15 protein-coding genes are annotated in these 18,326 nt (G+C 50.6%); 1 reads left to right on the top strand and 14 read right to left on the bottom strand.

Annotated features, from left to right (window positions below; translation table 11 throughout):
* Nucleotide 1 precedes the first annotated feature (1 nt).
* The 5 genes from DW720_RS04135 to DW720_RS04115 all read right to left on the bottom strand — a co-directional run bounded on the left by DW720_RS04135 (nucleotide 2) and on the right by DW720_RS04115 (nucleotide 7,887).
* Complete coding sequence (locus tag DW720_RS04135; protein WP_022359323.1) at nucleotides 2–2,287, bottom strand: bifunctional (p)ppGpp synthetase/guanosine-3',5'-bis(diphosphate) 3'-pyrophosphohydrolase; 2,286 nt, start codon at nucleotides 2,285–2,287, stop codon at nucleotides 2–4.
* 277 nt (nucleotides 2,288–2,564) lie between these two features.
* The gene (locus DW720_RS04130; RefSeq protein ID WP_107000977.1) at nucleotides 2,565–3,089 is read right to left on the bottom strand and encodes an adenine phosphoribosyltransferase; all 525 of its coding nucleotides are present in this window, start codon (nucleotides 3,087–3,089) and stop codon (nucleotides 2,565–2,567) included.
* Nucleotides 3,090–3,171: 82 nt separating this feature from the next.
* Nucleotides 3,172–5,976, bottom strand: coding sequence for a YfhO family protein (locus DW720_RS04125; RefSeq protein ID WP_107000511.1), 2,805 nt, complete (start codon nucleotides 5,974–5,976; stop codon nucleotides 3,172–3,174).
* 105 nt (nucleotides 5,977–6,081) lie between these two features.
* Nucleotides 6,082–6,519, bottom strand: coding sequence for a GtrA family protein (locus DW720_RS04120; RefSeq protein ID WP_107000978.1), 438 nt, complete (start codon nucleotides 6,517–6,519; stop codon nucleotides 6,082–6,084).
* Between the two features lie 81 nt (nucleotides 6,520–6,600).
* Nucleotides 6,601–7,887 (bottom strand): aminotransferase class I/II-fold pyridoxal phosphate-dependent enzyme, encoded by a 1,287-nt coding sequence (locus tag DW720_RS04115; RefSeq protein ID WP_107000512.1) that lies wholly within the window; start codon nucleotides 7,885–7,887, stop codon nucleotides 6,601–6,603.
* A gap of 296 nt (nucleotides 7,888–8,183) precedes the next feature.
* Between DW720_RS04115 and DW720_RS04110 the strand changes: the two genes are divergently transcribed.
* Entirely contained in the window at nucleotides 8,184–9,077 is an 894-nt protein-coding gene (locus tag DW720_RS04110; RefSeq protein ID WP_243023752.1) for a polysaccharide deacetylase family protein, read from the top strand.
* Between the two features lie 2 nt (nucleotides 9,078–9,079).
* Here the strand turns inward: DW720_RS04110 and DW720_RS04105 are convergent, their stop codons facing one another.
* The 9 genes from DW720_RS04105 to atpE form a co-directional block, all read right to left on the bottom strand.
* Nucleotides 9,080–10,180: a zinc ribbon domain-containing protein gene (locus tag DW720_RS04105; RefSeq protein ID WP_107000513.1), complete on the bottom strand. Its 1,101-nt coding sequence runs from the start codon at nucleotides 10,178–10,180 to the stop codon at nucleotides 9,080–9,082.
* 107 nt (nucleotides 10,181–10,287) lie between these two features.
* Nucleotides 10,288–11,121 (bottom strand): RNA methyltransferase, encoded by an 834-nt coding sequence (locus DW720_RS04100; protein WP_118749281.1) that lies wholly within the window; start codon nucleotides 11,119–11,121, stop codon nucleotides 10,288–10,290.
* Nucleotides 11,122–11,654: 533 nt separating this feature from the next.
* On the bottom strand, nucleotides 11,655–12,614 hold the full coding sequence (locus DW720_RS04095; RefSeq protein ID WP_107000515.1) for a LysR family transcriptional regulator: 960 nt from the start codon (nucleotides 12,612–12,614) through the stop codon (nucleotides 11,655–11,657).
* Between the two features lie 116 nt (nucleotides 12,615–12,730).
* Entirely contained in the window at nucleotides 12,731–13,144 is a 414-nt protein-coding gene (gene atpC, locus DW720_RS04090; RefSeq protein WP_118749280.1) for an ATP synthase F1 subunit epsilon, read from the bottom strand.
* A gap of 6 nt (nucleotides 13,145–13,150) precedes the next feature.
* Nucleotides 13,151–14,551 (bottom strand): F0F1 ATP synthase subunit beta, encoded by a 1,401-nt coding sequence (gene atpD / locus DW720_RS04085; RefSeq protein WP_118749298.1) that lies wholly within the window; start codon nucleotides 14,549–14,551, stop codon nucleotides 13,151–13,153.
* Between the two features lie 41 nt (nucleotides 14,552–14,592).
* Complete coding sequence (gene atpG / locus DW720_RS04080) at nucleotides 14,593–15,495, bottom strand: ATP synthase F1 subunit gamma (RefSeq protein ID WP_118742898.1); 903 nt, start codon at nucleotides 15,493–15,495, stop codon at nucleotides 14,593–14,595.
* Nucleotides 15,496–15,509: 14 nt separating this feature from the next.
* Complete coding sequence (gene atpA / locus DW720_RS04075; RefSeq protein WP_118742899.1) at nucleotides 15,510–17,579, bottom strand: F0F1 ATP synthase subunit alpha; 2,070 nt, start codon at nucleotides 17,577–17,579, stop codon at nucleotides 15,510–15,512.
* On the bottom strand, nucleotides 17,566–18,054 hold the full coding sequence (locus DW720_RS04070; RefSeq protein ID WP_117796183.1) for an ATP synthase F0 subunit B: 489 nt from the start codon (nucleotides 18,052–18,054) through the stop codon (nucleotides 17,566–17,568). Before DW720_RS04070 ends, atpA begins: the two co-directional genes overlap by 14 nt.
* 31 nt (nucleotides 18,055–18,085) lie before the next feature.
* Nucleotides 18,086–18,310 carry an ATP synthase F0 subunit C gene (atpE, locus tag DW720_RS04065; protein ID WP_022359062.1) on the bottom strand — a complete coding sequence of 75 codons (225 nt, stop codon included), beginning with the start codon at nucleotides 18,308–18,310 and terminating at the stop codon, nucleotides 18,086–18,088.
* Nucleotides 18,311–18,326 lie beyond the last annotated feature (16 nt).

Raw genomic sequence — 18,326 nt, 5'->3', positions numbered from 1 at the left:
CTTATCCGGCAGTTCTCTCTATATCTAATACTCCTTCAATCTGTCTGAGTTTATCAGATAATTTATTTAATTCCTCAATTCCGTGAATATCGAACGTCATGACGATCGTCGCCTTGCCCTGCTTGCTTGTACGCACATTCATCGAGGTAATGTCGATCTGGCGCTCGGTAAATACCTTGGAAATATCCACAAACATGCCGATACGGTTGTTCGCATAGATCTTGATTTCGGTGGAGTATTTTTCCGTGCCCGTCTGTGCTTCCGGCTGCTGCCACTCGGCTTCAATCAGGCGCTCACGCTCTTCCTGCGGCAGATTCATCACATTGATGCAGTCCGTCCGGTGGATCGAGATACCGCGTCCCCTTGTGACAAATCCGACGATCTCATCGCCCGGAACCGGGCTGCAGCACTTCGAAAAACGAACCGCCAGATCGTGGATTCCCTTGACAACGATACCGCTCTTCGACTTCCCGGCTGCGATCACCGGAACCTTGTTTCCATCCGACGCCATGTTATCGAGGATCGTCGTGTCGGTTACTTCTTTCTTTAATTTCTTGTTGCGCTCATCCAGCATCTTGTTGATGACCTGTCCCTCTTTGAGGGCGCCATGTCCGATCGATGCCAGAACAGAATCCCAGTCACGGTACGCATAGCGCTTCATGACCTTTTCCATATATTCCGGTTTATTTAACTCTGAATAATTGATGTCCTTCGCCTTACAATATTTATCCAGAAGCGCACGGCCGCGCAGAATATTGTCCTCTTTCAGCTCGCTCTTGAACCACTGGTTGATCTTATTCTTCGCCTGTGTGCTCTTAACCAGTTTCAGCCAGTCGCGGCTCGGTCCCTTGGAATTCTGGGAGGTAATAATCTCGACACGGTCACCATTTTTAATGACATAATCGATGTTGACCAGTTTTCCGTTGACACGGGCACCAACCATCTTGTTGCCGACCGCACTGTGGATCGAATACGCAAAATCGATCGGGGTGGAACCGCTCGGCAGGTTCTTGACATCGCCCGTCGGGGTAAAGCAGTATACATCATCCGTAAAGAGGTCCAAGTCGCTCTTTAAGAGACTTAAGAACTCTTTATTATCGGACATATCCCGCTGCCATTCCAGGATCTCACGCAGCCAGGAAAGCTTTGCCTCGGCGCTGTCGATCGCCGCCTTGCTGCTGCCGCTCTCCTTATATTTCCAGTGTGCCGCGATACCATACTCAGCGGTACGGTGCATCTCATAGGTGCGGATCTGAATCTCAAACGGCTGTCCGCTGCTGCCAATCAGAGTCGTATGCAGCGACTGGTACATATTCGGTTTCGGCATGGCAATATAATCTTTAAAACGTCCCGGAATCGGTTTGTACATCTCATGGATGACACCAAGCGCCGCATAACAGTCTTTCACACTCTCCACGATAATCCGGACCGCAAAAATATCATAGATCTGATCCAGCGTCTTGTCCTGGTTTACCATCTTTTTATAGATGCTGAAGAAATGTTTCACACGGCCGTCTACCTTGGCTTCGATGCCCGCATCGTCCATATGTTTCTTGACTTCATCCATAATCTTATGGATAAACGCCTCCCTGGTGTCCTTACGGAGCGCCAGTTTTTCGGACAATTCTTTGTAAACCTCCGGCTGGAGATATTTGAGAGACAAATCATCCAGCTCGGTCTTGATCTTGGAAATACCGAGACGATCAGCAATAGGCGCGTAGATATCCATCGTTTCACGCGCCTTTTCTTTCTGTTTTTCCGGCTTCATATATTGAAGCGTCCGCATATTGTGCAGACGGTCTGCCAGCTTAATCAGAATAACCCGGATGTCCTTCGCCATCGCTAAGAACATCTTACGCAGGTTTTCCGCCTGAATCTCTACTTTATCGATCGTCCACGAGATCTGGGTCAGCTTGGTAACACCGTCTACTAAAAGCGCTACCTCCTCGCCAAAGATCGCCGTGATCTCCTCCTCTGTCATGACCGTATCTTCCACGACATCGTGCAGGATACCCGCCACCAGAGTCTCTTTATCCAGCTCCAGATCCGCCAGAATGATCGCCACACAAAGCGGATGAATGATATACGGTTCACCTGATTTACGCCTCTGGTCCTTGTGTGCGTCATACGCGATCTGGTACGCTTTCTCAATCATGCTGATGTCATCCGACGGATGGTACTTGCGAATGGCGGCAATCAACTCATTATACAGTACCTCCGGACTCGTAAAATCCGCCGGCGCTTCAATTTCCTGATCCAGCTTTTTTATTTTATCCAAATTTCCCATATATGCCTCCTGACCCTTCCGTAGATAACTGAAACGCCTGCCGTTCGGAATCCGGAAAGCGGTTCACGCAAATGAAATAAAATATTATATAGAATATCCCTATTATACGAATATTTGACAAAAAATGCAACGGCAAACTATTTTGTTACTGTTCACGCATACGTACCCAGTAACGGAATTTGCCGTGGCTTCGCATTTTAATACGGCAAATTCCTGCTGCCACCACGTTTTCTTACGGCACTTTCGGTTCCAAAAGTGCCTGCCCGTGAACAGTTACCTATTTTCCCTCATAGGTAATCAGGGCATCTACCGCATATCCGTTCAGTTTTTCGCGTCCCTTTAAGCCTGCCAGCTCCATCACGCAGCAGATTTTTACAACCTCGCCGCCCAGCTTCTCGATGAGCTTGATAATCGCCTCGGTCGTTCCGCCGGTTGCGATCAGGTCGTCAACAATGACTACCTTCTGCCCCGGTTTAATGGCATCCTCATGCATCTCCAGCACCGCGCTGCCATACTCCAGATCATAACTTACAGATACCGTCTTGCACGGCAGTTTGCCTTTCTTGCGGATCGGCACGAATCCCTTGTGCATCGCATATGCAACCGGCACACCGAAAATAAACCCGCGGGACTCCGGACCAACCACGATATCATAATCCACGCCCTCTAAGGATTTCTGGATTCCGTCGATCGCAAGCTGCAGTCCGTCTGCATCCTGTAAAATCGTAGTAATATCGCGGAAAATAATACCCGGCTCCGGGAAGTCCGGAATGCTTCTTACATATTCTTCCAGCTTTTTCATGATTTTAACCTCTTTTCTATAAATTTTGTATCTCAATTTCTCAGTTTTAAATCGCCATCCGGCTCTTTTTCCACCGTTCTTCTCATTTTGCAGAAGTTTTCCCATGCTTCTTCTTCCTTATATACATAGAAGCCACAATCACCACCAGCACAAACAGCGCACCTCCGCTGATCAGCAGTCCCTCATGCAGTCCCTGCGGATAATACCTGAGTTCCACCGTATGGGTTCCCGCCGTCAGTTCCACGCCGGTAAATGCCTTCCAGACCGGACGCGTGATAGCTTCTTTTCCATCCACCGTAACCGTCCAGCCCTCGTCATACGGGATCGTGAGGAACAGCGTTCCGCCCTCGCCCGCGTCGATCGTGCCCTTCATCGCCTCCTCGCCCAATGTTTCCAGTTCAAATGGATGCTGGTTGAGGCGCTCATAGAGCGCACGCAGCCCGGCTTCGTCAAAGCGGTACGCGCTCGCGTCCATGCTTCCGGCACTGTCATTGCTCTCCAGCAGAATCAATGTGCCTGCCTTCACATATCCGGTTTCCACCAGATACCCGCGTTTCAACGTATCAATGCTGCGGCTCTCCCCGCCGACATCCAGTTTAACCGAATCAATCTGACGGTTTGCGACACTTATATAATACTCCCCATCCTCCGGTGCTGTAAAGGAAAAACGATTCCCCTGCTCCTCCCCGTCCGTGAAAATCAGGCACTCCGGCACGCCCAGCACATCCGATAAATCATTCTGGACATCCGCTGGCGAAGAAAGATCGCGCTTCCAGCCCGTTTCCACTATATCTGGAAGGATAAAGCCGAGCGGCAGCGTCCACGGATTCTCATAGAGGTACGTGTCACCTGAAAATGCATAGAGCGACAGGCGCGGATTGTCCTGCTTGCCCTCATAGAGTGCATATTTGATTGAAAATAACGAATCCACCAGCGGCGTACTTCCCACGATGCTGTATGCGTTCGTCGAACCTTCGCAGCCCATCTGTTTGAAGAAATCCGTCACCCCGGCATTTGCCACCGATGAAAACAGAGATACGGATGGAAAATGCATCCACGCGCCATCATTTTTCGTGCGCGCATTCGTTTTATCAATCCGGTAAAATTCCGTCTTTTTGAGCGGCTCTGTCACCGCTGCAACATCCTGATTGTCTGCCACATAATCAGTCCGGCTCGTCGTCGGAATACTCGTTGCCGCCATATTGGCAAGCGCCTCCACACTTACCAGCGCCATCGCCAGAAGCGCCGCCGTGAACGCGAAATGTTCTTTATTTTGATAGAAATAAAAGACGCCCAGATACAGCAGCAGAAGCACCACTGCCACATACCAGACAACTGGCTCAAACGCATCGTCCGTCACCAGCTTTTCTGCCAGAATCACGTAGCCAATCGCGGCGGATGTCACCCCGGCAAACTGCCGTTTGGATATTTCATCCAGATATAGATACGCCCGGAAACACATCGTCAGCACCAGCACGATATAGATAAACGACTGGCGGCACGGCAGGCTGTTCGGGTAATGGAAGCCATGCCAGATAAAATTCAGCACGTTGAACGAAAAGCTGGCATAGAAAAAGAGCAGCAGCACACCGTACACAACCTTTTCCCGGATCGCAATCCGGCGGTTCAGAAAATACAACCCCATGAAAATGTAGACTGCCACGCCGCAGTAGAGGTTCGGCCAATGGTCGAGTCCCGTCTCCACCTGTACATTTCCGATGTGCCGCGCGATCATGTCAAAGATCGGGAAGTAGATTTCCAGTGTGGTCGGAAAATTAAAATCGCCAGACGCCGTACTCTGCAGCGCCGCAATCTCCGGAAGAAGCACCGCAGCCGCCAGCGCACCCGCCAGAAGCGAATACACACCAAACAGGAAAAAGCTGTGCAGACAATCTTTCCATCCCGGCCGTTTCTCCAGAAACAAGAGCGCCACATAGTAAATCACCATGAAGAGACATATCATAATTGATATATAGTAGTTGGACAGGATTGAAAGTCCCAGCATCAGGCAGTAAAAAAGCCCTTTTTTTTCGCGCACCAGCCGCTCCAGGCCGTGCAGGATCAGCGGCAGCAGCACGATGCAGTCCAGCCACATGATATTCCAGCTATACGCCGCCATATAGCCGGACAGCGCATAGAATACGCCGAAATAGCACGCTCCAAACTTCTGCGAACCCGTGTGCTTTTTCAGATACCACGCCATCGAAAGACCCGCCAGACCGCTCTTGAACACGATCATGTAGGTCATAAATTCGATAATCAGGGACGACGGGCATAACAGCAGCAGCCAGTTGAACGGGCTCGCCAGATAGTACGCATAGAGCGCGGCAAAGTTTACGCCCATGCCGACATCCCAGCTGTAAAGCAGGCTCTCGCCACTTAAAAGCTTATGCCGGAATTCCGAGAAAAATGGCGCATACTGGTGGTACATATCCGTCCGCAGGAAGCTTTCCTGCCCAAAAGGGAAAATACCGCGGTATGCAAAAATCAGGATCAAAATCACCACCGGCAGGAAAAATGCCGCCAGGAGATCATCCGACGGACGGAAAACCGCAGCCAGGCGGCCCATTCCGCGGGGTGATTTCGCTGGTTCATCCCACTCATCTAATTCATCTAATTCTTCCTGCTCCCAGTCATCATCATTCAACTCATTAACGACATCTGCTCTGGACTCTGAAAGTTTAGATTTTCTGGCATCTTCTTCCTGTCTCCAGGCCGGCATTCGTTCAGCGCGTCTCATATCTGTACAGGCGGTCTCCGAATCCACGTCCGCACCTTCCCGCTCGTTCTCATACTCCTCTATTTTCCCCGTTGTCTCCGCTCCCGTAAGCTCCCTGAGTGCTTCTTCCAGTTTACTGGAACTTTCGTCTCGTTCTCTTTGCTCCATCTTCCCTCCATCCAGAATCCTGTTCAGGCGGCGTTTTCTCTACTCTTTCCGGCTTTTCCGGTCTGTCTTCAGCATCCATTTCCGCTGTCATTTCCCCACACAGCCCTATTTCGAGGATTCTTTCTTTTTGAAAATAAATAATTTACTGCAAATATAATTCAGCACCAGCGAGATCGCTGATACCACAATCTTACAGATCATATCCTGTTTGATTCCCATGCCGTCTACCATCACGATCATTGCCACATACGTGAACACCGATGTGAGAATACGGCAGGAGAAAAACGAAGCCATTTCCTTAAGAAGATATACAGGGCGGAAATTGTAGCTTCGGAATACCCAGATCTTGTTTGTCACATATGCAAACAGGATCGCCGCCGCCTGACAACAAATCGTCGCCATACGGTAGTTCATGCCGTTGTGGCGGAAAACCGCATAGGAAATCCAGTCCACCAGCGTCGTCAGAACGCCGAATATCAGATACGATATCGTCTCCCTGTTTACAAACTTTCCCCAGATCAGGGATAACTTTTCCTTTATCATCTCTTTTTCTCCGAAAAAAGAATTGTATGGGCAGCGGTCCTTCGACATACCCATACAATTCCTGTACTTCTTGGTTTAATATTACATTTCCTCTAACAGCTTGTTGACACTGACCAGCTTAACGCAGAGTGCAAACAGCTCGGTTGCCGTGATCAGATCCTGCAGCGGCGGATAAGACGGCGCAATACGGATATTGCGGTCTTCCGGATCTTTTCCATATGGATAGGTCGCACCGGCTCCGGTCATGACAACGCCTGCTTTCTTGCACTTCGCAACGATCTCCTTCGCACAGCCGTTCAGTGAATCAAAGGAAATGAAGTAGCCGCCGTGCGGTTTTGTCCAAGTACCGATCTCCAGTCCGCCCAGCTCGCGGTCGAGAATGTTCTCAACTGCCTCGAATTTCGGGCGCAGGATGTTGGCATGCTTTCTCATGTGCTCTACCATGCCGTGGATATCCTTGAAGAAACGCACGTGGCGGAGCTGATTCACTTTATCATGACCGATAGTCTGAATCTTTAACTGTTTCTTGATATCGTCCAGGTTGTTGTGGGAAGTTGCGATTGCCGCAATACCAGAACCCGGGAAGGTAATCTTGGAAGTTGAAGAGAATTTGTAAACCATATCCGGGTTACCGGCTTTCTTACATTCTGCCAGAATCTCCAGCACATGATCCTGCTCATCGTCATATAAATGATGGATACCGTATGCATTGTCCCAGTAGATACGGAAATCCGGAGCAGCCGGATGCATGCGTGCCAGACGGCGTACCGTCTGATCGGAGTAGGAATTGCCGGTCGGGTTAGAGTACTTCGGAACGCACCAGATTCCCTTTACGGTCGGGTCGGTTGTCACATACTGCTCTACCAGATCCATATCCGGACCATCTGCGGTCATCGGAATGTTGATCATCTCGATGCCAAAATATTCAGTAATGGAGAAATGTCTGTCATATCCCGGTACCGGACACAGGAATTTAACCTTGTCAAGCTTGCACCACGGGGTATTTCCCATAACGCCATGAGTCACAGAACGGGAGATGGTGTCGTACATTACGTTCAGGCTGGAGTTTCCATAGATAATGATATTGTCAGCCGGAACCTCGATCATATCCGCTAACAGCTCCTTCGCCTCGCTGATACCGTCCAGACCGCCGTAATTGCGGCAGTCTGTCCCATCTTCGCAGGTCAGATCACTGTCGCTGCTCAGTACGTCCATCATTCCCATCGATAAATCAAGCTGCTCTGCACTTGGCTTACCGCGTGACATATCCAGCGTCAGATTCTTGCCCTGAAACTCCCGGTACTGATCGCTCAGATCACGCTTAAGTTCCAGAAGTTCTTCTTTCGTCATCTCGCTATAAGGCTTCATCCTTCAACATCCTCCTTGTTTCTCTTATTTATTTCATCATAATTTCATGGTCTGCTTTTCATCCAGCTCCCCTTGTTCAAGGGTTCGGAGCATCTCATCTAAGCATCGTTATAATAATAACATAGGTACAAAGGGCATGACAAGCATTAATTTGTTATGTCAGCACATAAAATTTGTTATATGGTACCGCTTGGTTTTTCCGATTCGGTGCATTTCACGGACAGCAAATTATAATAAAAACATGATGTTCCCCCTTCTTTCATATATTTATGAAAATATATCTTTCAGGTCACATCATGTTCATTCATTTTCCCATGCATTTTGTTCCATCACGTTTCCGGCACATCATTTCCCCGCTGCTGGTTCCCGCCCTGTTTGCCATCGCTTTCTTCGCCGGGCAGACTGCCGCACATTTCCTGCGCCGTCCATCCGGGCACACGGTTTCAGCGCCTGTTATCGCCTGTGGCTCGCTCCCGCCTGCCTTTGATTCCGGTTCGATTCCGGTTTCCGCAGATGGAAACTGGGGACTTGGATTTCCCAGTCCAGGGCAGACACCGGTCGGCAATGCCTCCGCCGACACTTTAAAAAATTTTGATGCTTTCTATGTAGGCGATACCTCCAAGCCCGTCATCTATCTGACCTTCGACGCCGGATATGAAAACGGCTGCACACCTGCCATTCTGGAAGCACTGAAAAAACACCATGTCCCGGCAACCTTTTTCGTCGTCGGCAACTATCTCGAAACCAGTCCTGAACTGGTAAAACAGATGATCGCAGAGGGTCACACCGTCGCCAACCACACGTATCACCATCCCGATATGTCCCGCATTTCCGACAAAGCAGCATTTGAAAAGGAGCTGACTGCCCTGGAAACACTCTACCAGTCCGTCACCGGGCAGACAATGAAAAAATATTACCGTCCGCCGCAGGGCAAATACAGTGAATCGAACCTGCAGATGGCAAAGGAGCTCGGCTACAAGACCTTTTTCTGGAGTCTCGCCTATGTGGACTGGATGCAGGATCAGCAGCCATCCAAAGAAGAAGCATTTTCCAAGCTTCTGACGCGCATCCACCCCGGCGCGATCGTCCTTCTGCACAGCACTTCGCAGACCAACGCTCAGATTCTCGATGAACTTCTGGCAAAATGGGAGGAAATGGGGTATCAGTTCGGGCGATTAGATGAATTATAAAATTATACCAGCAGCATTTTCCGGATAAACGAAAGGATCGCGCCTCCGATGCTGCAGAACAGCAGAAATCCGTGGTTCGCATTGATCGCCTCCAGCGCCGCATAGCCGCCGTCTACAATCGGCTGTAAGCTGCCCGCATTCTTCGGCATCAGGTACGCTGCCGGACCGGCTACTAATACCAGAACAAGGATGATTATAAACGGGATAAATCCGCGCCCCGTATCGTATTTTTGCAGCCGTACTTTACCACCCGCGTGCTTGCCTGACAGAATCCACAGGCACCAGATCGCGCCCATCAATACCAGAAATACGCCAATCCCTACATACAGCCCCAGACCATAATTTTCCTCGGTAATCATAGTTCCGATATAGCCCAGATCGTCGCCGCCATACCGAAATGCCTTCGCATTCGCCCAGGTGATTCCCGCCATCAGAAGAAAACTGGCTGCCTGCATCACGCGCGCCATCAGCACAACCACGCCGGTTACTCCGGCTGCCGTCACATCCAGCACGGACGGACCGTCATTTGAGTCACTCTGCGTATGCGCCTCACTGCGCTCCGCCGCCCGTCTGGTGCGCTCTGCCTCCCGGGACTGGCGTTCCAGTTCCCGCTGGTGGCTGCGCTCCATCCGATTTTTCTGACGCTCTGAGCGCTCCCGCTCCGACTCCAGAGCATGAAGGCGTTTTTCCATCTGCTTCTGCTGTTTTGCATCCCGCTTATCCTCTTTCGCGCTGGAAGAAGAACGTCTCGCGTCCTGTCGTCTGCGCGATGCCGCTTCACGGTCGCGGCGGGCATCCTCCTGTGCCTGGGATTGGCAGCGTTCATTGTCGCGGCGCTCTTCCTCACGCTTCTGTGCGTCCTGACTCTGGCTGCTCCGCTTTTCCTGACTGTTTCGTTTCGATCCAGAGCCGGATTCCGCCTTTTTCTCATCCGATTCCATCCGAGCTGGATTCCGCTGTTCTGAATCACCGTCGTCATAGCTATTTTCCGGCTTTCTTCCCACCGTTTCCTGTTCTCGGCGTACTGTATCATTTACAAGCGGAGTTCCGCAGTTACTGCAAAAATTTCCAACTGCTTCCTGTCCGCATTTTGGACACTTCATTCTATTTTCTCCTTCCTCCAAACGATTCTTTCCATCCATTTCCGCACTCATTTCTGGCATTTGAAACGCATTTAACCAATGTACATTTTTTTTACACAGCCAGAACTTTATTTCCTGTTTCCCATGCCCAGCTGCCAGAACGCCACTGCACTCGCTGCTGCCACGTTGAGCGAATCCACGCCGTGTGACATCGGGATTTTCACGGTGTAATCGCACGCCGCGATCGTCGATGCCGCCAACCTGTCACCCTCGGTTCCGAGAATGATTGCTAATTTTTCTTCCTGCGAAAGCGCCGGATCCGCGATACTCACGGAACGGTCACTGAGCGCCATCGCCGCCGTGAGAAATCCCAGCTTCTTAAGCGTTTCCATACTGTTCTCCGCCCAGTCGCCCTTCGGAATGTACGTCCACGGCACCTGAAACACTGTTCCCATACTGACACGGCTTGCGCGGCGGTACAGCGGGTCACTGCATCCCGGTGTCAGAAGCACCGCATCCATAAAGAGCGCCGCCGCTGACCGGAAAATCGCCCCCACATTCGTAGGATTTTCTACATTCTCAAGAATCGCGATCCGTCTGGCACCTGCACAGATTTCCTCGATCCCCGGCATTTTCTTCCGTTTCACCGCACACAGCATCCCGCGCGTCAGTTTAAAGCCGGTCAGGCGCGTCAGCACATCAAATGGTGCCGTAAACACAGGCACTCCCGCACACACCGGGCGTTCCAGAATCTCCCGCCCTTCTGTCTCGATATGGCGTTCTTCCATCAGAAAAGAAACCGGCTCATATCCCGCGTCGAGCGCCCGCCCGATGACCTTAGGGCTTTCCACAATGAAAAGACCTTCCTTTGGTTCATTATAATGAAATAACTGCCCCTCGCTCAGCCGGGCGTAGATATCCAGCTCCGGCGCTTCCAGGGTTGTAATTGAAATATGATTCATTCTGCTTTTCACCTTTTTTAATATGGTTTTCATGTTCTATCGAGTATACCACATTTCTTACAAAAAGGAAGTGCTGATTATGGACGCTGACATGAAATCATTTCTCTATTCTGCCGCATTCTATCATCCTCTTTCCGATTCCGTTCCTATTTCCATACAAATCTATCTTCGGCAAAAGATTTCGATTTGTCACGTTAAAAATGGCAGCAAATAAAACGGTTTCAACAATAAATTTTCCTCTTTCCCCACATCTTTCTGTGACAGCAAATATAGGTTATGCACATTCCTTGAATATTTTCTGTAAAACTCTCAGATTGACTCATGTTTTCCCGTTCCGGAAGACTTTATTTCAAAAGCATTTATTTTGCAACACACTTTTTAATGGCATTTTTATGAAATTTCATAAAAAATGCACCTTGGCACATTCTTTATGAAATAATAAAAAAAGAGCAGCAAAAGTTGGATTTACACTCGTTTGCTACTCGTTTCGGTATTATTATATTTCCTGTTTTAAAAAAAGTCAAACCAAAAAATCACCTGTCGGAAACAGGAATTCTGGTTATTGGTTCACGGGTAGACACTTTGGGAACCGGCACTCCCACTCTCCGCTTCAACGCCTCAATATACAGTCCCGCAAACCGTCCCGGTGTCACGCGATTGTGGGTAATGTAACCGATCTCCATATAATCGTCCACATCAAGTGGAATCGCTACAATATTCGGTCCGTTCAGTTCCTCATTGATGACACCGCTGCAGATCGTATACCCATTCAGCCCAATCAGAAGATTAAACAGGGTCGCGCGGTCGGACACCAGGATGTCCTTGCGGCTGTCCAGCGTGCTGAGGATCTCCTCGGAGAAATAAAAGGAATTGTGCTCGCCCTGCTCATAGGACAGACGCGGATAAGGTTCCAAATCCGACAGGGTGATAGAACTGCGGCTTGCAAGCGGATTGGCCGCACCGATAAATACATGCGGTTTTGCCATAAAAAGCCGCGTAAATTTGAGGTCGTGTTCCCGCAGCGTCTTGCGGATCACCGTCTCGTTAAAACGGTTCAGATACAGCACGCCAACCTCGCTCCTAAGCTTCGCCACATCCTCAATCAGCTCATACGTCTGCGTCTCGCGGATACGGAAATCGTACTCTTCTCCGCCGTACTCGCGGATCAGATCGACAAACGCCTCAACGGCAAAGGAATAGTGCTGGGTGGAGACACAGAACTGACGTTTCTGCGGCACAGCGCCAAAATAGCGCTCCTCAATCAGGTTTGCCTGCTCGATCACCTGTCTCGCATACCCCAGAAATTCTTCCCCGTCCGGGGAAATCACCACGCCCTTGTTCGTGCGGGTAAACAGGGAAAATCCAATCTCATGCTCCAGTTCCTTGATGGCCGCCGTGAGGCTCGGCTGTGCAATATAAAGTTTTTTTGCCGCCCCGCTGATGGTTCCGGCTGCCGCCACCTCCACCACGTATTTTAACTGAAGTAATGTCATGCCCTGTTCTCCATTCTTACTGATTATCTGTCATTTCTTCCTAAACCGCATCTGCCACAGAATCACATTTTTTCATTCACAGGCATAAAACAGACTCAAATCTGTCTCTGAACTACCTAGTTTACGAATTTTTCCGTCTCTTTCAGACGAACCAGCGCTCTCGCCATCGCCGCGCGGGTGCTGTAATACTCGGAAATGCTCTGTTTCTGGCGCAGCCGCTCTTTCGCACGCTCTAATGCCTCCTGCGCCCGGAGCCGGTCGATCTCCTCCGGTTTCTCGATCGTATCTGCCAGCAGCATAACACGGTTGTTGGCGATCTCGCAAAAGCCCTGTCCGACGACTGCTGCCTCCCACGGACCGTCCTCTGTCGTCTGGAAACGCATTTCTCCCGCTTTGACTGCCACGATCTCGCTCTCATGGTGCGCCATGACAGCCATCTCACCGTCCACCGCCGGAAGGATCAGACAGTGGCAGACTCCCTCATAGAATGTCCGGTTGCTGGATATGATTTTTACATGAAAATCTGCCATCCGTTCCTACGCCTCCTGTTTCTCTAAATTCTTCGCCTTTGCCACTACATCTTCGATCGTTCCGACATTGAAGAATGCTGCCTCCGGGTACGCATCCATCTCACCATCCAGAATTGCCTTAAAGCCCTTGACGGTATCCTTTAACGGCACATACTTGCCCGGTACACCGGTAAAGTTCTCCGCCACATGGAACGGCTGGGATAAGAAACGCTGTATCTTTCTTGCGCGGCCGACGGTCAGCTTATCTTCCTCAGACAACTCGTCCATACCCAGAATTGCAATGATATCCTGCAATTCCTTGTATTTCTGCAAAATCTCCTGCACCCGTCTGGCCGTCTCATAGTGTTCTTCTCCGACCACATCCGGTTCCAGAATACGGGACGAGGATTCCAGCGGATCGACCGCCGGGTAGATACCCTGTTCTACAATCTTTCTGGAAAGAACCGTAGTCGCATCCAGATGGGTAAAGGTAGTCGCCGGTGCCGGATCGGTTAAATCATCCGCCGGTACATAAACTGCCTGGATTGAAGTGACCGAACCATCTTTCGTCGAGGCAATCCGCTCCTGCAGCTCGCCCATCTCATTCGCTAACGTTGGCTGATAACCAACCGCCGACGGCATACGCCCAAGCAGCGCTGAAACCTCCGAACCTGCCTGTACATAACGGAAAATATTATCGATAAATAGTAACACATTCCGGTGCATTTTGTCACGGAAATATTCTGCCATCGTAAGCCCGGTCTCTGCAACTCTCATACGAGCTCCCGGCGGCTCGTTCATCTGTCCAAACACGAGCGCTGTCTTTTCCAGAACACCGGATGCCTTCATCTCACTCCAGAGGTCATTGCCCTCACGTGAACGCTCACCGACACCCGTAAAGATAGAATAACCGCCTTGCTCCATCGCAATATTCCGGATCAGCTCCTGAATCAGGACTGTTTTTCCGACGCCCGCGCCGCCAAACAGACCGACTTTTCCGCCCTTGGAATACGGCGCCAGAAGATCAATAACCTTGATGCCCGTCTCCAGAATCTCCGCGACTGGGCTCTGATCCTCAAATGGCGGCGGATCCCGGTGAATACACCAGTGCTCCTCACCATCCAGCTTTTCTCCTCCATCTACCGTCTCACCTAAAACATTAAACAAACGTCCAAGCGTCTTTTCGCCAACCGGAACGGAAATGCCTTCTCCCGTCGGTGTTACCTTCATGTCACGGCTCAAGCCCTCGCTTGCCGACAGCATGATGCAGCGGACGATATTATTTCCCATGTGCTTGGCAGCTTCCATCACACACGTTTTTCCCTGATTTTCTACTGTGAGCGCGTCCCGGATCTCCGGAAGGGGACCGCTCTCAAATTTCACATCGACAACCGGACCGGAAACCTGGACAATCTTGCCTTCCGGCAGGCTGGTTTCGGTCTTTTTTGTCTCTGCCGCCTGTTCTCCCATCACACTCTCATCTCCTCTTCTCGTTCTCGTCTCTGTGCAGCCGCGCCGCCGCATACTTCGGTGATCTCCTGTGTGATCGCCGCCTGCCGCGCCCGGTTGTACATCGTATTCAAATCTTTTAAAAGTGCATCCGCATTATCCGTCGCCGCATCCATCGCCATCATACGGGCATTCTGCTCGCTGCAGAACGACTCAACCAGCGCGCCGTAGATAAATCCGGCTACATAGTTCGGAACGATCGCATTCATTGCTTCCTCCGGCGTTGGCCGGAGGGAAAACTCCTCCAGCCGCACATCGACCGGAATCGTCATTCCGTGCATATCCGGCTTGGTAATCGGAAGCACCCTTTTATCCTTCGCCACACTCTGCATCACATTTTCCATTCTTGTATACAGGACATGGATCTCATCCAAATCACCCGACAAATATCGTTCCAGAAGCATTCCAGCAATCCACCTTGCCCGGTTAAACGTCGGATCCTGCGCCGTATACTGGAAATTTTCTTCAATCGGGATGTGCTGGGAGGCAAAAAACTGCCGCCCCGTCTCACCGATGACAAACAGATGTACCTCGCGGGAAGGATCCTTTAAAAATGTATCCGCCATCTTCATGATATTATGGTTATAAGCACCCGCCAGCCCTTTATCACCGGAAATAACCAGCAGCCCCGTTTTTTTCGACTGGTGTCCTTCTTTTTCAAAATAGGGGCTTTCCATGTTTGGCAGATGCCTCTGGATACGCCGGATGACATTTTGCAATGCATAGAAATACGGCTCCGTCTCTGCCAGTTCTTTTCTGGCTTTCTTTAATTTCGTCGAAGATATCAGGTACATCGCGTTCGTGATCTTGCGTGTATCCTGAATACTCCGGATCCGGTTCTGGATCTCTCTGAGTCCTGCCATCTTCCATCACCGCCTTACTGCTTATCCGGTTTTGCATCCGCTGCTGCCTCCGGCGCATTTCCCTGTGCTTTCAGGAATTTTGCCTTGTACTCGCCCACCGCCTTCGCAATCTCGCGCTGAATATCCTCGCTGAGTGTCTTCGTCGTGCGGAGTGCATCGCCCACCTGCGGGTAGGAGCTTCTCATATATTCGTAAAGACCGCCCTGAAATGTCTTCAGCTTTTCCTTCGGAATATCTACCAGCAGATGGCTCGTCGCCGCATACAGAATCACAACCTGTTCTTCCATCGAGAGCGGATGCTCAAGCGGCTGTTTTAACAGCTCCATCAGACCGCTGCCGTAGGTAAGCTGTGCCTTAGTTGCCGGATCCAGATCGGAGCTAAACTGTGTAAATACTTCCATCTCGCGGTACTGTGCCAGGTCGATACGTACGCTTCCGGCTGCCTTCTTCATCGCCTTGGTCTGTGCTGCGCCGCCGACACGCGATACCGAAAGCCCTACATTGACCGCCGGGCGCATGCCCTCGAAGAACAGCGAACTTTCCAGGAAAATCTGTCCATCTGTGATGGAAATAACGTTGGTCGGGATATACGCCGACACATCGCCCGCCTGTGTCTCGACAATCGGCAGCGCTGTGATTGAACCACCGCCCAGCTCATCCGAAAGCCGCGCCGAGCGCTCCAGCAGACGGGAATGCAGATAGAATACATCGCCCGGATATGCCTCACGTCCCGGGGAACGTTCCATCAGAAGAGACAGTGCACGGTACGCAACCGCGTGTTTCGATAAATCGTCATAGACAATCAGAACATCTTTTCCCTGATGCATGAAATATTCTGCCAGCGCCGTTCCTGCATACGGCGCGATATACTGTAAGGACGCCGGATCACTCGCCGTCGCTGCCAGCACGATGCTGTACTCCATCGCCCCGTGTTTTTCCAGTGTATGAACCAGTCTCGATACCGTTGAAGCCTTCTGACCGATCGCCACATAGATGCAGATCACGTCTTTTCCCTTTTGGTTCAGCATCGTATCCACCGCGATTGAAGTCTTACCGGTCTGGCGGTCGCCAATGATCAGCTCACGCTGTCCGCGTCCGATCGGGAACATCGAATCAATTGAGAGGATACCGGTCTCCATCGGGGTATCAACCGACTGACGTTCGATGATACCCGGCGCCGGGGACTCCACCGGACGGTATCCGGCAGCCTCAATCTTACCTTTATTATCGATCGGATTGCCCAGCGCATCTACAACACGCCCTAAAAATCCCTCGCCAACCGGTATACCTGCCATCTTGCCGGTCCGCATCGCGCGGCTTCCTTCTCCGATGGTGTTCGCATGTCCAAAGAGGATGCAGCCGATCTCCTTCGACCGGATATCCTGTACCATGCCTCTCACATCACCGTCAAACGCCACGATCTCGCCATACATTGCGTGGTCGATTCCATCCACATAGGCGATGCCGTCGCCCACCCGGCTGACCGTACCGATCTCACGGGCTGAAATGTCGATTCCATCCAGATTTCCTTTCAGAATCCCGATGATTCCCTTCTGGGTAAGGAAATCACCCGAATCCGGCTCTTTTACCAGATTCTTTAATTTATCTGCCAGTGCCCGTTTTCTTCCCTCCGTGCTCCAGTCATATTCCTCACTTCCGACCCGGAGGATAAAACCACTTCCAAGCTCCGGCTTTTCTTCCTTCACAATCCGGAGTTCCCGTCCCGGATATTTCTCCGAGAGAAATTTCCGGATTCCGGCTGCCTGTTTTTCATCCGGCTCTTTGACATATTCCAGCACACAGCGCAGATATTTATCCGGCTTTTCAAACGTCTCCGCTTCCTTAATCAGATCCGGCATCATTTTCATTGTCTGATCCTGTGCCAGCACCTCGATGATTCCCCGGACTGCCAGCGGAAACAGGCTACGAACCAGATCTTCCCGCTTCTCACGGGTCAAATCCGGATTTTCAAGCTCTGCCGGAAGCTGCGGTGTCGCAGCCAGTATCTCAGCCGCATGCTGCAGATCATCGACAGAAATCTTCTGCCTCTTTATTTCTTGTAAATAGACATCAAGTTTCTTCATTCTCCGTCGTACCCGCTTTCTTCAAAAACTCATCATAAAGAGCGCTGTCATCCGACTTCTTGTTCATCGAACCAGCCGCCGCGTCCAGAACCAGCGACAAAATTTCATGCTTCGCCTGTTCGAGCATCTTGTCCTTCTCCCGGCGTGCATCCTCGCCCGCCTTACGGATGACTTTATCTGCCTCTTTCTGGGCGTTTTCAATCAGCTGGCGTCCTTCCTCACGTGCACTCGCACGCGCCGCATCCAGCACCTTGTTTTTCTCTGCTTCTATTTCATCCTGGCAGGCTGCGTATTTCTCTTTCTCCGCCTGCGCTTCTTCCTGCATCTTTTTTGCCTCATCATACTTTTCCTGAATGGCTGTATTCCGTTTATCGATCACTTTGTTGATCGGCTTAAAGAGGAAAATACGGATAATTGCATACCAGATTAAAAGGTTGATGATCGTAAAAACCAGGTTGATGTCCAACCGTAACATAGCCTTGCCCCACCTTTCGTTTTCTATCGTATCAGCTTAAAAGAATAATAATCAAAAGGGCAATAACGAAACCATAAATAGCAGTTGCCTCGGCAAGTGCCGCACCTAACAATAGAATCTTTGTGATTTTTCCCTCTGCCTCCGGCTGTCTTGCGACTGCCTCAGTCGCCTTAGATGTGGCGATTCCGATACCAATTCCGGCTCCTGCGCCTGCAAGAACTGCCAGACCTGCTCCGATTGCAATGATTGTACCCATAATAAAGTCTCCTTTT

Source organism: Clostridium sp. AM27-28, assembly GCF_003480955.1.
Taxonomy (GTDB): domain Bacteria; phylum Bacillota; class Clostridia; order Lachnospirales; family Lachnospiraceae; genus Otoolea; species Otoolea fessa.
Note: the sequence above shows the minus strand (reverse complement) of the source record. Positions and strands in the feature narration are given on the sequence as shown.